This is a genomic window from Segniliparus sp. (assembly GCF_051660745.1).
Taxonomy (GTDB): domain Bacteria; phylum Actinomycetota; class Actinomycetes; order Mycobacteriales; family Mycobacteriaceae; genus Segniliparus.
The window spans coordinates 1-16386 of sequence record NZ_JBOFQF010000023.1; the positions used below are offsets into that span (position 1 = coordinate 1).

The 16386-nt window shown below is 70.1% G+C and carries 15 protein-coding genes; 12 read left to right on the forward strand and 3 right to left on the reverse strand.

The annotated features are described in order from the left end of the window. Positions 1–68: 68 nt before the first annotated feature. On the forward strand, positions 69–1001 hold the full coding sequence (fmt, locus tag ACRC20_RS06055; RefSeq protein ID WP_438685453.1) for a methionyl-tRNA formyltransferase: 933 nt from the start codon (positions 69–71) through the stop codon (positions 999–1001). Between the two features lie 115 nt (positions 1002–1116). Here the strand turns inward: fmt and ACRC20_RS06060 are convergent, their stop codons facing one another. Next, on the reverse strand, positions 1117–1425 hold the full coding sequence (locus tag ACRC20_RS06060; protein WP_438685454.1) for a DUF2631 domain-containing protein: 309 nt from the start codon (positions 1423–1425) through the stop codon (positions 1117–1119). A 21-nt stretch (positions 1426–1446) separates the two neighbouring features. Here ACRC20_RS06060 and ACRC20_RS06065 point away from each other — a divergent pair, with 21 nt between their 5' ends. From ACRC20_RS06065 to ACRC20_RS06075, 3 genes are all read left to right on the forward strand, one after another. Beyond that, a complete protein-coding gene (locus ACRC20_RS06065; protein ID WP_438685455.1) occupies positions 1447–2364 on the forward strand; it encodes an ABC transporter substrate-binding protein in 918 nt (305 codons plus the stop codon). Between the two features lie 32 nt (positions 2365–2396). Then, a complete protein-coding gene (locus tag ACRC20_RS06070; protein ID WP_438685456.1) occupies positions 2397–3368 on the forward strand; it encodes an NADPH:quinone reductase in 972 nt (323 codons plus the stop codon). Between the two features lie 100 nt (positions 3369–3468). Beyond that, positions 3469–4497: an aliphatic amidase gene (locus ACRC20_RS06075; protein WP_438685457.1), complete on the forward strand. Its 1029-nt coding sequence runs from the start codon at positions 3469–3471 to the stop codon at positions 4495–4497. A 12-nt stretch (positions 4498–4509) separates the two neighbouring features. Here ACRC20_RS06075 and ACRC20_RS06080 read toward each other — a convergent pair whose 3' ends face one another. After that, positions 4510–5748 (reverse strand): IS701 family transposase, encoded by a 1239-nt coding sequence (locus ACRC20_RS06080; RefSeq protein WP_438685458.1) that lies wholly within the window; start codon positions 5746–5748, stop codon positions 4510–4512. 324 nt (positions 5749–6072) lie between these two features. Between ACRC20_RS06080 and ACRC20_RS06085 the strand changes: the two genes are divergently transcribed. The 6 genes from ACRC20_RS06085 to ACRC20_RS06110 all read left to right on the forward strand — a co-directional run bounded on the left by ACRC20_RS06085 (position 6073) and on the right by ACRC20_RS06110 (position 13251). After that, positions 6073–7719 (forward strand): carboxylesterase family protein, encoded by a 1647-nt coding sequence (locus ACRC20_RS06085; protein ID WP_438685459.1) that lies wholly within the window; start codon positions 6073–6075, stop codon positions 7717–7719. Between the two features lie 79 nt (positions 7720–7798). After that, positions 7799–8971 (forward strand): 3-deoxy-7-phosphoheptulonate synthase, encoded by a 1173-nt coding sequence (locus ACRC20_RS06090; RefSeq protein ID WP_438685460.1) that lies wholly within the window; start codon positions 7799–7801, stop codon positions 8969–8971. Next, a complete protein-coding gene (locus ACRC20_RS06095) occupies positions 8968–9762 on the forward strand; it encodes a 2,3-dihydro-2,3-dihydroxybenzoate dehydrogenase (protein ID WP_438685519.1) in 795 nt (264 codons plus the stop codon). Before ACRC20_RS06090 ends, ACRC20_RS06095 begins: the two co-directional genes overlap by 4 nt. Before the next feature lies 1 nt (position 9763). After that, the gene (locus ACRC20_RS06100; protein WP_438685461.1) at positions 9764–10405 is read left to right on the forward strand and encodes an isochorismatase family protein; all 642 of its coding nucleotides are present in this window, start codon (positions 9764–9766) and stop codon (positions 10403–10405) included. Positions 10406–10422: 17 nt separating this feature from the next. Continuing rightward, on the forward strand, positions 10423–12423 hold the full coding sequence (locus ACRC20_RS06105) for an anthranilate synthase family protein (protein ID WP_438685462.1): 2001 nt from the start codon (positions 10423–10425) through the stop codon (positions 12421–12423). A gap of 54 nt (positions 12424–12477) precedes the next feature. Then, a complete protein-coding gene (locus ACRC20_RS06110; protein ID WP_438685463.1) occupies positions 12478–13251 on the forward strand; it encodes a class I SAM-dependent methyltransferase in 774 nt (257 codons plus the stop codon). Here the strand turns inward: ACRC20_RS06110 and ACRC20_RS06115 are convergent. Beyond that, positions 13248–13886: a YoaK family protein gene (locus tag ACRC20_RS06115; RefSeq protein ID WP_438685464.1), complete on the reverse strand. Its 639-nt coding sequence runs from the start codon at positions 13884–13886 to the stop codon at positions 13248–13250. The two genes, ACRC20_RS06110 and ACRC20_RS06115, sit on opposite strands and share 4 nt — an antisense overlap. A 109-nt stretch (positions 13887–13995) precedes the next feature. Between ACRC20_RS06115 and dxr the strand changes: the two genes are divergently transcribed. After that, the gene (dxr, locus tag ACRC20_RS06120; protein ID WP_438685465.1) at positions 13996–15102 is read left to right on the forward strand and encodes a 1-deoxy-D-xylulose-5-phosphate reductoisomerase; all 1107 of its coding nucleotides are present in this window, start codon (positions 13996–13998) and stop codon (positions 15100–15102) included. A gap of 8 nt (positions 15103–15110) precedes the next feature. Then, a complete protein-coding gene (locus ACRC20_RS06125; RefSeq protein ID WP_438685466.1) occupies positions 15111–16355 on the forward strand; it encodes a M50 family metallopeptidase in 1245 nt (414 codons plus the stop codon). Positions 16356–16386: the final 31 nt, after the last annotated feature.

Consider the following 16386-nt stretch of genomic DNA (forward strand, 5'->3'; position numbering starts at 1 on the left):
CGACGTAGACTCTACGTCGCCCGCGCCCGACGGCGTCGGCGAGTCGAACCGCGAGAGGAGATCGAAGCATGCGGCTGGTGTTCGCGGGCAGTCCCGAGGTCGCGGCGGTCTCGCTCGCCAAGATTCTGGACGACGGGGAGCACGAGGTGCTCGCCGTCGTCACCCGCCCGCCCGCCCGCTCCGGGCGGGGCCTTTCCCTCAAACCGTCCCCCGTCGGCGCGCTCGCGGAAGAGCGCGGCCTCCCGGTCTTGACCCCGGCGAGCGCGAAAGACCCGCAGTTCCAGGAGGCGCTGAGCGAGCTCGCGCCGGACTGCGCCCCCATCGTCGGGTACGGGGCGCTGATCCCGCCCGCGTTGCTCTCGGTGCCGAAACACGGCTGGGTGAATGTGCACTTCTCCCTCCTGCCCGCCTGGCGGGGGGCCGCCCCGGCGCAGGCCGCCATCGCGGCAGGCGACGAGATCACCGGCGTGAGCACGTTCCTCTTGGCGGAAGGGCTCGACACCGGGCCGGTGTTCGGCCAGGTCACGGAGAGGATCCGCGACACGGACACGGGAGGGGCGCTATTGGAGCGCCTCGCGGAGTCCGGGGCGCAGCTGCTGGCGGCCACGCTCTCGGGGATCGAAGCGGGCGCGCTCGCGCCTGTGCCGCAGACCGAGGACGGAGCCTCGTACGCCGCGAAGATCTCCGCCGATGACGCGCGCGTGCGCTGGGACCTTCCGGCGCATGTGGTGGACCGGCGGATCCGGGCGATGACGCCCGCGCCGGGGGCGTGGACCCTGTTGCAGGGCAAGCGGCTCAAACTCGGCCCGCTCGCCAAACCGCAGGAGCCGGTCTCTGGCCTCGGGCCTGGCGAGCTTCGGGCGACCAAGTCCGCAGTGCATGTGGGCACGGGATCGGCGGCGCTGGCGCTCGGCGAGGTTCGCCCCGAGGGCAAAGGCGCCATGCGCGCCACCGACTGGGCGCGCGGCGCGCGGCTGGAGCTCGGGGCGAAGTTCGATTAGACCTGGGGAGCCCCAGGCGGATGCATCGCAAGGCGCACCGAGCCGACGCGTACGGAGGCGGTATGGGTACGCGAGGTGAGGAGCAACGCCGCGAGGCGCCGCCTGGACCCCAGAGCTACTTCCACTTGCCGCGCTTGGAGAGGATGTCGACGACCAGCCACAGGGCGGCGATCGCGGCGATAGCGATCAGCCACACGTCCTCGACGTGGCCCTTGTGGTTGCCGATGAGCATCACGAGGAGCGAGCCGATGACGGCGAGCGCGACCCAGCGGTACGTGTTCGGGTACTCGCCGTGCCAGCCCCACTGCCCGGACGGCTCGACCGCGAGGTCCACCTTCGGGGAGTTGTACCAGCGCGCTTGCGCGGGCAACGGCTCGTGCTCGTCGTCGTGTGCGTGGAGGGCGGGCGCTTCGGTCTGCGACATGCGACTAGTGTACTGGGTGTTATGAAGCTGCGTCGAGACATCCCATCGAGATGGAGGAAGCTCCTCTTAGCTGGCCTTATCTCGGCGACGCTCGGGCTGTCGGGATGTTCGCTGCCCTTCCCGGAGAACTCCAACGACTCGGACGGGGTTTTCCCGTACCGGGACCGGGACAACTGCGGCATGACGGTGAAATACGACCTCGCCCCGATCCGGGCGGTGACGCTCACTCCCGGCGCGACCGACCTGCTCGACGCGCTCGGGGTGTCGAAGAGCGTCGTCGCGACCGACCTCGGCCCGGATTTCGCCAAGATCCGCGCGACGAACTCGGACTTCGTGTACGCCGGGACCATGTCAGGGATGGCGGGCCAGGTGCCCGCGCAAGACCCGGTCGCTGGCGGAGCCCCGTTGCGCGACGGGCTGCGGCGCTACGACCACCCGACGCATATCAGCGTCCTGTACTGCCCCGGCCATCTGCAGAACCTCGACGCCGTCTACTTGGAGACCACAATCGTCGGCGATGTCTTCGGCGTGCCGGAAGCCGCAGCGAAGCTGGTCGACGACTGGCGGCGGAGCTTCGACCAGCTGACCGACCAGTTGCGCGGCGCCCCGAGGCCGAGCGTGGTCGTCGTGGACGCCCGGGGGCAGGCTCCGAAGCTGGCCGGACCGGCCTCGCTGGCCCAAACGGTCGTGACATTCGCCGGGGGGGCGAACATCGCCACCGGCTCGGAGCCGTGGATCGACTCCGACTGGGCGGCGATCAAAGCGGCGAAACCCGATGCGATCCTGCTGGTGCAGGGGTCCAAGTCGCCAGCAGACCCGACGCTCGCGCAGAAGGTCAAGAAAATGGGCGGCCTGGACGACGGCTTCTTCGAGGCGGGCCCGAAAGTCTTCGAGCTGGCGCAGTTTTTGGCGAAAACATTGCACCCGGACAAGTTCTAGAGCTGTCGGTTCGGCTGCGGCATCATAGAGCCATGCGCGCAGCCTATGTCGAGAAGCTCGGCCCGGCGGAGAGCATCCGGGTCGGCGAGCTGCCCGCCCCGCGCCCCGGCCAGGGCGAAGCCCTGGTGCGGGTGGCCGCTGTGTCGGTGAATCCGGTGGACGCCTTCGTCCGCTCCGGGCTGTACGCGACAGATGTGCCGTTCCCGTTCGTCATCGGGCGCGACCTTGTCGGGACGGTCCACGAGCTCGGCGAGGGGACGGCGGGTGTTTCCGTCGGCGACCGGGTCTGGAGCTCAAGCCTCGGGCATGCGGGCAGGCAGGGCGCGGCGGCGGAGTTCGCCGTGGCCGCCGCAGACCGGCTCTACCGGTTGCCGGACGGGATCGACCCTGTGGTCGCCGTCGCGGCCGTGCATCCGGGGTCGACGGCGTATTTGGCGGTGCACGAGCACGGGCGGGTCCGCGCGGGGCAGACGGTGCTGGTGGTCGGCGCGGGCGGGAACGTCGGGATGTCGGCCGTCACGATGGCGGCCGAGATCGGAGCGCGCGTGGTCGCGGTGGCTTCCGTCGAGGACGAGCGGCGCTGCCTTGACGCGGGAGCGGCACAGGTCGTGGACCGCCGAGGCGACTGGAAGCGCGTGGTGGCGGACCGGCACGCGGACAGCGTGGACGTGTATATCGACGCGTTCGGCGAGAACGACCTCGAGCTCGCCGTCGGGCTGCTCGCGGCAGGGGGGCGGATCGTGGCGCTGGCGGGCGCGCGCGCCGCCCCGACGCTTCCGCTCGGCAAGCTCTACATGCGCGACGGCGCCGTGATCGGCTTCGTCATCAGCCGCGCGAGCACCGACCAGCTCGCCCGCGCCGCCACGAGGACGGGCGAGCTGCTCGCCGCGGGCGCATTGGTCCCGAAGCGGATCGAGACGTTGCCGCTGTCCGAAGCCGCGCGAGCGCATGCGCTCGTCGAGGCGGGCGGCATGGGCGGGACGCGGCTGGTGCTGCTGCCGTGAGCGGCGGGCTTTCGCGTTTGTAACACGCGGGTCATCTGGGGGTATCTCCGGCGCGGCAGGATGGCCTCTGCCAACGTTCCCGGCGACGAGGAGATTTTTCATGCGCCACGGCGATATCGCTTCGAGCCCCGACACGGTCGGGGTCGCGGTGGTGAACTACAAGATGCCCCGCTTGCACACGAAGGCGGAGGTCGCCGAGAACGCCAGGAAGATCGCGGACATGGTGGTCGGCATGAAACAAGGCCTGCCGGGCATGGACCTGGTCGTCTTCCCCGAGTACTCCACCCAGGGCATCATGTACGACGAGGCGGAGATGTACGCCACCGCCGCCACAGTCCCCGGCGACGAGACGGAGATCTTCGCGAAGGCGTGCCGTGCGGCGAAGACGTGGGGAGTGTTCTCGGTGACCGGCGAACGGCACGAGGAGCATCCGCGCAAACCGCCCTACAACACCCTCGTCCTGATCGACGACACCGGGGCCATCGTGCAGAAGTACCGCAAGATCCTTCCGTGGACCCCGGTCGAGGGCTGGTACCCCGGCGAGCAGACTTATGTCTCCACCGGCCCCAAGGGCTTGCAGATCTCATTGATCATCTGCGACGACGGGAACTACCCCGAGATCTGGCGCGACTGCGCGATGAAGGGGGCGGAGCTGGTGGTCCGCCCGCAGGGCTACATGTATCCGGCCAAGGAGCAGCAGGTCCTCATGTCCAAGGCGATGGCATGGGCGAACAATTGCTATGTGGCCGTCGCGAACGCGACCGGCTTCGACGGCGTGTACTCCTACTTCGGGCATTCCGCGATCATCGGGTTCGACGGGCGAACGCTCGGCGAATGCGGCGAAGAGGAGTACGGGATCCAATACGCCCAGCTGTCGGTCTCCGCGATCCGGGACGCGCGGCGCAACGACCAGTCGCAGAACCACCTCTTCAAGCTCTTGCACCGGGGGTACACCGGGATCCATGCCGCCGGCGAGGGCGACAAGGGGGTCGCGCCGTGCCCCTTCGACTTCTACCACCAGTGGGTCAACGACCCGCAGGCCGCGCAGAAGAACGTCGAGTCTTTCACACGCGACACCATCGGGGTCGCCGACTGCCCGGTGGGGGAGCTCCCGACCAAACCGGCCTGAGCGCGTCCCGGCTCAGCGCGAGGCTTGCCTCGGCTCGCGGGACAATCCCGCGACCACGTGCGCGACCGAGGCCAGCGTGGTGTGCCGGTGCCATCCGGTGAACGAGCGGCCGGAGAAGTCCCGCACGCCGACCTGGTCGGTGATCTCCCAGAAGTCGGCAGCGGCCCGGTGCGTCAGCGAGATGCGCTCGAGCTGCGTCATCGCGCAGAGGCGGCGCGTCGTGGTCAGCCAGAGCTCTGTCGGGCGGCTGCGCTGGCCCACTTGGGTCAACGACATCAAGACCAGGGGGACGTGGCGCCTGGCGATCGCGTCGAGCTCCGGCAGGCCCACCTTGGCCGAGGTGAGCAGGTAGCCCTTGCCCCGGTACACGCAGTGCTCCTCGCGCCTGGAAGCCTTCGCGGCCTGGGCGATCTGCACCGCCGAGGCGGTTTGCCTTGAGAAGCCCGCCAACGCCGGGTCGACCACGACGAGCGGCAGATTCGCCTCGACCCGCGTGGTGACGGAGGCGGCGACCCGCTTGCCGTCCTCCGCGACCGTCGCGAAGTTTTGGCTGGACAGCAGGATCTTCGCCGTGTCATGGGGGCTCACGCCATGCACGTCGTAGACCACCGGCAGGGCCGAGGCCGTGGACCGGAGCGCGGGGGCGAGCTCCTGGTAGCCCGCGATCGCGCATTCCGCCACCGACTCCATCGGGTGGTCGTCCGGGACCCCGGCCTTCAATCGCTGCTCGGCGCTCTGGACCCACTGCTTGTTGAGGTGCAGCCGCCAGCCCATCGGGGCGGCGAGCTGCTCCGATCCGAGCCATGCGCCGATCGCGAGCTGGCCGTGCACCGAGCGGCCCTCGGTGGCGCAGAAGCGGGTCGCGACTCCGACGGAGTGCTTCCCGGCCTTCGGGATGATCATGGAGCGCATCACCCAGGCCGTCGGGGCGAGCGTGCGGGCGGTGTACCGGGCCAGGTCCTCGCGCAGCGGCTGCCAATCCCACGTCGAGCTGTTGATGAAGTGGTGCAGGTTTTGCTCGCCCGCGCCGTCGCCCGCCTGCTTCTCCATCCAGGCGGCGATGTTCCTGGTGGATTTGCGCCCTGGGACGGAGAGCAGGCCTCGGACGTACTCGGCCCCTTTGCCGCGTTGGTCGCTGCGGGGCAGCGAGCTCAGCACCTCGGCGCAGATTTGGGCGATGACTGTCTCGGTCGAATCGGTGAGCAGCGGCGCCGCCTGCTGATCGGGGGTGAGGGCCAACGGAAGAGACATGGCCTGAGCCTCCTTAAGTCCGAGGAAGGTCGCTGATGCGATCCGCAATCCAGGATGGGCCATGGCCATCGCAGGGGGTAGGTGCCGGCGCTACACAACTTCGCCTGGAAATGAGCGTCCCGCACCACCGGTCCGGCGTCTGCCGCCAAGACCTCGATCGGCGGACCTGACGAACTTTCGGCGGACTGATGAATCAATGGTCCGGTGATCCCTGCTGGCACTGGAGCGGGGACAGGATGAGTCTTGGCCGCAGCGCGCGGCGGGCCGCGGAGCCCATCCCTGAAGTGGCCGAATGAGCATTTCGAAACAGAGAGGAAACGCCGGATGTTGAGCAGGCGAACCGCGTTGGCGGGCGGCCTCGCGCTGGGCGTGGGCGCCCTCGCCGCTCATTCCGGCCTGCGCCTGGCGTTTCGCCCCGAGACGGCGGCGGCCCCAGTCGTCGAGACCGTCTCGGGTTCGATACGCGGCGGCAGGGACGGCTCGGTCCTCTCCTTTCTCGGCGTCCCGTACGCAGGAGCGCCAGTCGGCGAGCTCCGGTTCCGCTCGCCGCAGCCCGTGCGGCCGTGGACGGGCGTCCGCGACGCCGTGGCGGTCGGCCCGCAATTCCTGCAGTTCGCGCGCTCGGACAACGAGCAGGAGGACGCGCTCACGGCCAACGTGTGGACTCCGGCGGTCGAGGGCAGGGCTCCCGTCCTCCTCTATATCCACGGCGGCGGATGGATGGCGGGCAGCGGCGGTTTGCCGGTGTACCACGGCGCGCAGCTCGCCCAGCGGACCGGCTGCGTCGTGGCCACCTTCAACTACCGGCTCGGAGCGTTCGGGTTCTGCGCGCACCCCGAACTCACGGACCCCGAGACCGGGCAGGACGGCAACTGGGGGCTCGCCGACCAGATGGCGGCCCTGCGCTGGGTCGTCGAGAACATCGCGTCGTTCGGCGGCGACCCGGCGAACATCACGCTCGCAGGCACCTCCGCAGGCGGCGCCAGCACATGGCAGCTCGCGGTCCACCCGCGCTCCGCCGCGCTCGTGCGCCGGGCTGTCGCGATCAGCCCCGCGCATATTTGGGGCCCGTACAACAGCCTGCGCCGCGACGACGGCCCCCGTGTCTTCGACGCGGCCGCAGCCGAGTTCGGCGTCACGGTCCCAGGGCTGCGGAGCGTGCCCGCCCCGGCGCTGCGGGATTGGTGGGACGGGGCGTTCCGCCGCCCCATCGGCGAGCGCGTCGTGCAAAGCGGGCGGCGCCACCGAGGCTCCATCGCGGGCGACGAGCTTTTCCCCGCACAAGACGGGGAGGCCCCGGCTCCGAGGATTCCCATGATGGTCGTCCACACCTCGACCGAGGGGTCGTTCTTCACCGAGCCGGACTATATCCTCCCGGTCCCGCCGCCGCAGGACGAAGCCGAGCTGGTGGAGCGGTTCGACAGCACGCTCCGCGAGGCGTTGCCGACGGTCTCGGCCGCCGAAGCCGCCGACGGCCTGGCCGCGTACCGCTCGGCCGCCCGCAACGAGGGCCGCCCGGACGATCCGCTCTCCCTGTGGAGCGAGATCGTCGGCGACGCGATGGTCCGGCACCAAACCTTGCGGATCGCCCAACGCGCGGCGGGGGAGAAGGCCGCCCCGATCTGGGTCATGGAGTACGCGCACCCGGTGCAGGCGCCGTGGCATGGGACGCCGCACGAGGCGACGTCGCCGTTCCTCTTCGGCACGTACCGCGATTGGGGGCTCGCTGAGAAATACGGCGCGGGCGAGGTGGAGCGCCGGGTCTCGGAGACCTTCATGGATCTGGTCGGGTCGTTCGCGAAGACCTCGGAGCCTGCCTGCGCGGCGGCGGCGCATTGGCCCGCCTTCACCGCCGAGGACCAGCGGACCCTCGTGGTCGGGGGCCCGGACCTCGCAAGAGCAGGCGTTCCGACGAAAACCGACCAGCTGGCCTTCCTCGACCATCTGGGTTGGGGCAGCTGCGCCGTGTGATCCAAACCATGTGAGCCCAAAACCGAATGCCGACGAATTTCCCGAAGACCCGAACAAAGACCCGGAAGGAACCAGAGCGATGCCTCTCGCAACCAAGGAATTAAGCCTGAAACCAGCCCTGCAGCAGCCTGCGTGGGAGGACGAGGACCACATCGCGGAAGTGCGCGAGGAGCTTTCCGGCTTCCCCGCGCTGGTCGGCGCGGACGAGGTGCGCACACTCCGCGAGCTGCTCGTCACCGTCGCCCAAGGCCGGGCCAACATCGTCCAAGCGGGCGACTGCGCGGAGGACCTCGCGGAATCCACCGCAGGCCATGTCGCGCGCAAGGTCGGCATGCTGAGCATGCTCGCTGGCACGATGCGGATGACGAACCACAAGCCGGTGCTGCGCGTCGGGCGGATCGCGGGCCAGTACTCCAAGCCTCGGTCCAACCCCGTCGAGACGGTGGACGGCGTCGAGCTGCCGGTGTTCCGGGGCCAGATGGTGAACGGCCAGGCCCCGAACGCCTCGGACCGCAGGCCCGACCCCACGCGGCTGCTGTCCGGCTACTGGGCGGCGAACCGGGTGCTGCACCACCTCGGCTGGCGGCGCCCGTCCTCCATCGCGATCATCGAGCCGCCGGTGTGGACGAGCCACGAGGCGCTCCTTTTGGACTACGAGCTGCCCGCGCTCCGGCGCGACGCGGAGGGCAGTCTGGTGCTCACCTCCACGCACTGGCCGTGGGTGGGCGACCGCACGCGGGACGTCGACGGCCCGCACATCTCCCTGCTTTCCCGGATCTCGAATCCGGTCGCCTGCAAGGTGGGCCCGTCGATGACGGTCGACGAGCTCCTGGAGCTGGCGGAGCGCCTCGACCCCGAGCGGACGCCCGGCAGGCTCACCTTCATCTCCCGGATGGGGGCGAAGAACATCGCCGACAAGCTCGGCCTGCTCGTGGAGGCGGTCGCCGAGGCGGGGCATCCGGTGATCTGGCTGTGCGACCCGATGCACGGGAACACCACGACCGCGCCGAACGGCCTGAAGACCAGGTACCTCGTGAACGTCCTCGCCGAGGTCCGCGCGTTCCGCGCGATTGTCGCGGAGCACGGGGGCGTCGCGGGCGGCCTGCATCTGGAGGCCACCCCGGAGGACGCGCTGGAGTGCGTGCTCGACGGAGAGGCCGCCGCCGGGTCCGAGTTCGGCGAGAAGTACCGGTCGCTCTGCGACCCCCGCCTGAACCTGGCCCAGGCGCTTGAGGTGGTGCGGGCGTGGTGAGCACCGACAACCCAGGACAAGAAGGCTCCGAGGGGCAGGAAGTCGCCATCGTCACCGGAGCCGCGGGCGGCATGGGCGCGGCGGTCGCCCAGCGGCTCGCCGAGGACGGACTGGCCGTGGTCGCGGCGGACGCCAACGCCGAGGGCTTGGCGGAAACTGTCGCGAAACTGCGCGCGGACGGCCATCTCGTCCATGCCAAGCCGCTGGACCTGCGCTCCGCCGAGGCGGTGGAGCGCCTCGTGGAGGAGTCCGAGGCGATCGGACCGGTCCGATCGCTGGTGAACGCCGCAGGGGTGCTGCGGATGGGGCCGACGGTCGACTTCTCCGACGAGGACTGGGCCGCCACGTTCGACGTGAACGTCACCGGGACTTTCCGCGTCTCACGGGCCGTGGCCCGGCGGATGATCCCGCGCGGACGCGGCGGGATCGTGTCGGTCGCCTCGAACGCCGCCTTGGTGGCGCGCAAGAACATGGCGGCGTACGGCGCGTCGAAGGCCGCGATGGAGTCGTTCACGAAGTCGCTCGGCCTTGAGCTCGCCGACTACGGGATCCGCTGCAACGTCATCGCGCCGGGATCGACCGAGTCGCCGATGCTCCGCGCGATGCTCGGGCCGTCGAACGAGGCGGTGATCACCGGCAACCTCGCCGACCACAAGACCGGCATCCCGCTGCGCAAGGTCGCGCAGCCCGCCGATATCGCGAACGCCGCCGCGTTCCTGCTCTCCGACGCCGCCGCGCACATCACCATGCACACCTTGGTGGTCGACGGCGGCGCGACGTTAGGCGTGTGACATGGGAACACAGGTTTTAGAGAAGCCGGGCATCCCCGCGATCGAGCCGTACGCCTTGCCGCAGGAGCGGGACTTGCCGCGCAACATCGCGCGATGGACGGCGGACCCGGAGCGGGCCGTCCTGCTCCTGCACGACATGCAGCGCTATTTCCTCGCGCCTTTCCCGGAGCCGCTGCGCTCGGAGCTCGTCGCGAACGCTGCGGAGCTGCGCGAACGCTTCGCGGACAACGGGGCCCAGGTCGCGTACACCGCGCAGCCCGGCTCGATGAGCCCGCAGGAGCGGGGCTTGCTCAACGACTTCTGGGGCCCGGGCATGAAGGTGGACCCGGAGCACCGCGCGGTGGTCGACGAGCTGGCCCCGAGGCCGGGGGACTGGCTCCTGACGAAGTGGCGCTACAGCGCGTTCCACCGCAACGACCTGCTGGCGCGGATGCGCGCGGCAGGCCGCGACCAGCTCGTGGTCTGCGGCGTGTACGCGCACGTCGGCGTGCTCATGACGTGCGTCGAGGCTTTCACCAACGACATCGAGACATTCCTGGTCGCGGACGCGATCGCGGACTTCGACCGCGAGTCCCACGACCTCGCCGTCTCGTACGCGGCCAAGCGCTGCGCGGTGGTCGCCACCGCCGGCAGACTGCTCTAAAGAGAAAGAATGGTGCTATGAGCGAAGCCCCGCTCGACCTCGTCTTCGGCGAGACCGAGCTCCTCGACCTCGTCTTCGGCGAGAATCCGCCGCCGTTCGCGGTGCTGTCCCGACCCGAGTCCTTGGGCCCGGACCGGCTCGACGTCCTCGTCGGCGAGATGGCCGCCGTCGGCTCCCTCGCCGACTTGCCGCTCCCCGAGCCGGGCCAGGGGGTGCCCGGCCAGCACGACCTCTTGGCGCTGGTCCCGTACCGGCAGATCGCCGAGCGCGGCTTCGAGGCAACGGACGACGGCGCGCCGCTCTTGGCGATGCGGGTCGCGTCCCAGTCCGTCGTGCCCGCCGACGCGTTCCTGCGCCGGGTGCGCCCTGCCGAGCTCGAACTGGCCGACGGCGAGTTCGACTTGGACGACGAGCAGTACGCGGCTGGCGTGCGGCGGATCATCGACGAGGAGATCGGGCAGGGCGCGGGGGCGAACTTCGTCTTCAAACGCACCTTCGTCGGCCATCTGCGCCGCTACTCGACCGCGACGGCGCTCGCGATCTACCGCAGGCTCCTCTTGCTGGAGCGCGGGGCGTACTGGACCTTCCTGGTGCACACCGGGGAGGAGACGTTCATCGGCGCGACCCCGGAGCGCCACATCAGCGTGAACAACTCGGTCGCGGTGATGAACCCGATCAGCGGCACCTACCGGTACCCGGCCGAGGGGCCGACCTTGGAAGGGGTGCTGAGCTTCCTCGACGACGTGAAAGAGACCGACGAGCTCTACATGGTGGTGGACGAGGAGCTGAAGATGATGGCGCGGATCTGCCCCGAGGGCGGCCGCGCGCAGGGCCCGTTCCTGAAGGAGATGGCCCGCCTCGCCCACACCGAGTACCTGATCACGGGGAACACCGACGTGGATCCGAGGACCATCCTGCGCGAGACGATGTTCGCGCCGACGGTGACCGGCAGCCCGCTCGAGTCGGCCTGCCGGGTCATCGCCCGCCACGAGCCGAACGGCAGGCGCTACTACAGCGGCGTGGTCGCGCTCTTCGGCGCCGACCAGCTCGGCGGACGGGCGTTGGACTCCTCGATCCTGATCCGGACGGCGGAGATCGACAAGACGGGCAGGCTGGCGTTCGGCACCGGGGCGACCATTGTGCGCCACTCGTGCCCGCTCGGCGAGGTCGCCGAGACCCGTGGCAAAGCCGCAGGCTTCCTGGCCGCCCTCACTGGCGACACGCGCCAGAGCCTGAGCGCCCATCCGGAGGTCGTCGCCGCCCTCGCGAAGCGCAACAGCGACATCGGCGACTTCTGGCTCCGCCAGGAGGAGCTGCTCGCCGGGGCAGCCAGCCATCCCCGCCACGGGCTCTTCGCCGGGCGTTCGGCGATCATGGTGGACGCTGAGGACAACTTCACCTCGATGATCGCCTTGCAGCTGCGCGCGCTCGGCCTGTCGGTTGACTTGATGCGCTTCGACGAGACGGCGGGCTTCGGCGACCGGCTCTCCTCCGGCCGGTACGACCTGGTCGTCATGGGGCCGGGGCCGGGCGATCCGACCTCGCAGACCGATCCGAAGATCGCCGTCATGCGCTCGCTCATGGCCGAGGCTCGGCTGTCCGAGCTGCCGGTTCTCGCGGTGTGCCTGTCCCACCAGGTCCTCTGCGGCCATCTGGGCCTCCCGCTCGTGCGCAGGGCTTCCCCGAACCAGGGCAAGCAGTTGGACATCGACCTGTTCGGCCAGCAGCGCACGGTCGGTTTCTACAACGCCTACACAGCCCAGCTGCCGCAGTGGCTCCCCGCGCAGGCACAGGGGCTTGAGCTGGCGGCGGACCCCGAGACCGGCTATGTGCACGCGCTGCGCGGGCCCCGGCTGGCGTCGGTGCAGTTCCACCCCGAATCGGTGCTCACCCAAGACGGCGTCGGGATTTTCGCCGACCTCCTGTCGGGGCTGTTGGCGAAGGCCGAGCCTGTCGTCGAGCTCTCCGTCGTCCGAGCCGCCGAGGGAGGGCTGGCGGAGAATCCGCTCGTGCGGTAGTTTCTCCGCCATGGCCCCTGTGGAGCGGAGCCTCCGCAGCGCGTTGGCGCGCGCATGACGTCCGGCGACAAGGCGATCACCGAGGCGTACTCCGCGAACGCGGATTTCTGGGTGAAGGTCATCCGCGAGCGGCGCGACAAATACCAGACGGATCTGGTCGACCGGGCGCTTTTGGCCGCGGTCGGCCCGTGCGAGGGCCGGGTCTTCCTCGACGCCGGGTGCGGCGAGGGGTATTTCTCCCGGATGCTGGCGGCGCGGGGCGCCGCCCGAGTCCATGGCGTGGACTCCTGCCCCGAGCTGGTGGACGCGGCCCGGTCGTTCGCGGGCGAAGACGCGTCGCGGACCGCCTACCACCTCGCCGACGCGGCCGCCCTGCCGTTGCCAGACGGCGCGGTGGACGTGGTCGTGGCGAACCGGCTGCCGCATGGGCTCGACGATCCGGGCAAGCGGTTCCACGAGTTCGCCAGGGTGCTCCGGCCGGGCGGGCTGCTGGTGTTCCTGGCATTGCACCCGTGCTTCTACACCGCGCGAGGCGCGGCGGACCCGCTTTCGGCGCAGGAGTATTTCGCCCCCCGGCTCGTCGTGCAGCACTTCGACGTGGACGGGATGGTCTCCCCGCAGCCGTCGGTGCAGCGGTTCTTCTCGCTGGAGGAGCACACGTCCTTCCTCTTCGACGCGGGCTTCCACATCGTCGGGCTCTGCGAGCCGAGGCCGACGCAGGACCAGGTCGCGAGGGACCAGTGGTGGCGGGAGCACTTCACGCGCCCGTTGTTCTTGCTGCTGAGCTGCAGGCGCGACGGCGCAGAAGGCAGCAGGCCCGGCCCCTAGCGGACCCAGGCGCGCACGGCGAGGGCGGCGCAGAGCGACGCGGAGGCCGCGATCCAGAGCGCGCCGAGCCCCAGATGCAGGTAGGAGAGGGCCCCGAGCACGCCGCCGGCCGTCAGTCCGCACCAGAGCAGCAAGTATCGCGCCCAGATCCGGTTCGGCTCGCCGAAGAGGGCGCGGGTGAGGTGCTGGCCGATCTTCACGAGGGTGCCGGTCATATAGGTCACGCCGAGGCTGACTTCGCCGCCGCGCTCGAACACGGCGTTCTCCGCGCCCATCGCCGTGGCAAGGAGCGGGGGCGCGAGGAAGACGGCCAAGTGCAGCGTGTGCAGGCTCGCGGCGAGGACGAGCAGTGCGGTGACCAAGGAGAGGACGGCGAGGCGCCGTGCGCGCGGGACGAGCCGGGACACGGACGAGCCTGCGACGACCCCGCAGACAAAGGCGAAGATCAGCCCGGCGGCGAGCTCTGCCTGGCGCCAGTCGAGATTGGCGGCCCCCACCGCCGCCCTGGTGGTGTTCCCGTTCATGAAAGAGACGAAATATCCGCCGAGATAGACGTAGCCGGTCGCGTCGACGAACCCCGCCAGCCCAGTGAGGGCAGTGGCGAGCGCGATCTCTTGTTTCGAGTGGCTGAGCATGGGAGACGCCCAGACTGCCACAGCCACAGGCAGGGCGCAATCACACCGCCGAGGGCGGCGCCCGGCCCGACAATCCGGCGACCAGGGGGAGATGCTTTAGGCTTTGCCCATGACCACCCGTGTGCTCATCCTGGGCTCGACCGGCTCTATCGGGACCCAAGCCCTCGATGTGATCGCCCGCCACCGGGACAGGTTCGAAGTGGCAGGCCTCGCCGCCGGCGGCGCCCGCGCCGGGCTCCTGGCGGAGCAGGCCGCCGAATTCCAGGTCTCCCGCACGGCGACCGGGGCCGACGGGCTCGACGCGGTGTTGCGCCTGATCCGGGAGGCCGAAGCCGACGTGGTGCTCAACGCCATGGTCGGGGCGGTGGGCCTGCGGCCGACCGTCGAAGCGCTCGAGACCGGGGCGCGGGTGGCGCTCGCGAACAAGGAATCGCTGATCGCGGGCGGTCCGGTGGTGACCGAGCTGGCGAAGCCGGGCCAGCTGGTCCCGGTGGACTCCGAGCACTCCGCCCTCGCCCAATGCCTGCGCTCCGGGGCGGCGCAGGAGGTGGCGAGCCTCGTGCTCACCGCCTCGGGCGGGCCGTTCCGGGGGTTCTCCCGCGAGCGGCTGGACGCGGTCACCCCCGAGCAGGCGGGCAAGCACCCGACCTGGTCGATGGGCCCGATGAACACGCTGAACTCCGCCACGTTGGTCAACAAGGGCCTCGAGCTCCTCGAAGCGCATTACCTGTTCGAGCTGCCATGCGATCGGATCGAGGTCACGGTCCATCCCCAGTCGGTTGTGCATTCCATGGCGACATTCGTCGACGGCTCCACAATCGCCCAGGCGAGCCCGCCGGACATGCGCCTGCCCATCGCGCTGGCGCTCGGCTGGCCTGACCGGCTGTCGGACGTGATCCGCCCCGTGGACTTCGCGGCCTCGCACACGTGGACCTTCGAGCCGGTGGACGACGCGGTCTTCCCCGCCGTGCGGCTCGCGCGGGAGGCGGGCAAGGGCGGGGGCTCGCTCCCCGCCGTCTACAACGCGGCGAACGAGGAGGCGGCGGCCGCGTTCCTGGCCGAAAAGCTCCGGTTCCCGCAGATCGCCGAGGTCATCGAGGAGGTTCTGGCGAGAGGGCCGCAGTGGTCCGCGAAGCCGGGTACGCTTGAGGAAGCGCTCGAAGCGGACCGGTGGGCCCGTGTCGCCGCGCAAAACATTCTTGCCGAGAAGGAGTAGGGCCCGCGTTGTTCGTCTTTGGAGTGGTGCTCTTCGCGCTCGGTATCCTCGCCTCCGTCGCGTGGCACGAATGCGGGCATATGTGGGCGGCGCTCGCGACCGGGATGAAGGTCAGGCGGTACTTCGTCGGTTTCGGCCCCAAGATCTGGTCGGTCAAGCGCGGCGAGACGGAGTACGGCCTCAAGGCCATTCCGGCAGGCGGGTTCTGCGACATCGCCGGGATGACGGCGGCGGACGAGCTCGCCCCGGACGAGGAAGACCGGGCGATGTGGAAGCAGAAGCCGTGGAAGCGGGTCTTCGTGCTCGCCGCCGGTCCCGCGATGAACCTCGTCCTCGGCGTCGTCTTGCTCTACGGGGTCGCGTTGGTCTGGGGCCTGCCGGGCTCGGGTGCCAGCGTGCCCAGATTGGGCTGCGTCGCGCCGACACAGCTCTCGGAGAAGGAGCTCGCCCCCTGCGCAGGCGAAGGCCCCGCCCAACGCGCGGGCATGCGGCCGGGGGACGTCATCACCGCCGTGAACGGGACTGCGGTCGCGGATCCGGGGGCGACGACCAAGGCCATCGCGGGCTCGGCCGGGCCGGTGCGGTTCGACGTGCTGCGCGACGGGCAGAAGCTGTCGTTCGAGGTGCAGCCGCAGCGGGTCTCGTGGTTCGACGTCGACCCGGCCACCGGGGAGTACCGGCGCGACCCGGCCACCGGCAAGCCGCTCTTCCGCGAGATGAGCAAGGTCGGCGTGAGCGTGGAAGCGGTCACCGTGCGCTACAACCCGGCGACCGCGGTGCCCGGGACGTTCGCGTTCACCGGCGTGGTGTTCGAGAAGACCTGGGAAGGGGTCGTGAAGATCCCGTCCAAGGTCGGCGCGCTGGTGCATTCGCTCAGCGGCGGGAAACGCGATCCGGAGACCCCGATGAGCGTGGTCGGCGCGAGCCGCATCGGCGGGGAGCTCGCCGAGCACGCCGACGAGTACAAAGGCGTGTGGCCGACCTTCGTTTTCCTCCTGGCCAGCCTGAACTTCGTCCTCGCCATGGTGAACCTGCTGCCGCTCGTGCCGTTCGACGGCGGGCACATCGCGGTGATCGCATACGAGAAGGCCCGCGACACTGTCCGACGCCTTCGCGGCCAAGCGGCGGGGGCCCCGGTGGACTACCTCAAACTCGCCCCCGCGACGTACGTGGTGCTCGCGGTCGTCGGCGTCTACATGGTGCTCGTGCTGGCGGCGGACATCGTCAACCCGATCAGCCTCTTCCAGAAGTGAGGCTCGGCGAGACTGCTCGCGAGACGGCTAG

Coding starts and splice junctions, on each gene's coding strand:
- fmt (WP_438685453.1), top strand. CDS start 69: ATGCGGCTGGTGTTCGCGGGCAGTCCCGAGGTCGCGGCGGTCTCGCTC.
- ACRC20_RS06060 (WP_438685454.1), bottom strand. CDS start 1,425: ATGTCGCAGACCGAAGCGCCCGCCCTCCACGCACACGACGACGAGCAC.
- ACRC20_RS06065 (WP_438685455.1), top strand. CDS start 1,447: ATGAAGCTGCGTCGAGACATCCCATCGAGATGGAGGAAGCTCCTCTTA.
- ACRC20_RS06070 (WP_438685456.1), top strand. CDS start 2,397: ATGCGCGCAGCCTATGTCGAGAAGCTCGGCCCGGCGGAGAGCATCCGG.
- ACRC20_RS06075 (WP_438685457.1), top strand. CDS start 3,469: ATGCGCCACGGCGATATCGCTTCGAGCCCCGACACGGTCGGGGTCGCG.
- ACRC20_RS06080 (WP_438685458.1), bottom strand. CDS start 5,748: ATGTCTCTTCCGTTGGCCCTCACCCCCGATCAGCAGGCGGCGCCGCTG.
- ACRC20_RS06085 (WP_438685459.1), top strand. CDS start 6,073: ATGTTGAGCAGGCGAACCGCGTTGGCGGGCGGCCTCGCGCTGGGCGTG.
- ACRC20_RS06090 (WP_438685460.1), top strand. CDS start 7,799: ATGCCTCTCGCAACCAAGGAATTAAGCCTGAAACCAGCCCTGCAGCAG.
- ACRC20_RS06100 (WP_438685461.1), top strand. CDS start 9,764: ATGGGAACACAGGTTTTAGAGAAGCCGGGCATCCCCGCGATCGAGCCG.
- ACRC20_RS06105 (WP_438685462.1), top strand. CDS start 10,423: ATGAGCGAAGCCCCGCTCGACCTCGTCTTCGGCGAGACCGAGCTCCTC.
- ACRC20_RS06110 (WP_438685463.1), top strand. CDS start 12,478: ATGACGTCCGGCGACAAGGCGATCACCGAGGCGTACTCCGCGAACGCG.
- ACRC20_RS06115 (WP_438685464.1), bottom strand. CDS start 13,886: ATGCTCAGCCACTCGAAACAAGAGATCGCGCTCGCCACTGCCCTCACT.
- dxr (WP_438685465.1), top strand. CDS start 13,996: ATGACCACCCGTGTGCTCATCCTGGGCTCGACCGGCTCTATCGGGACC.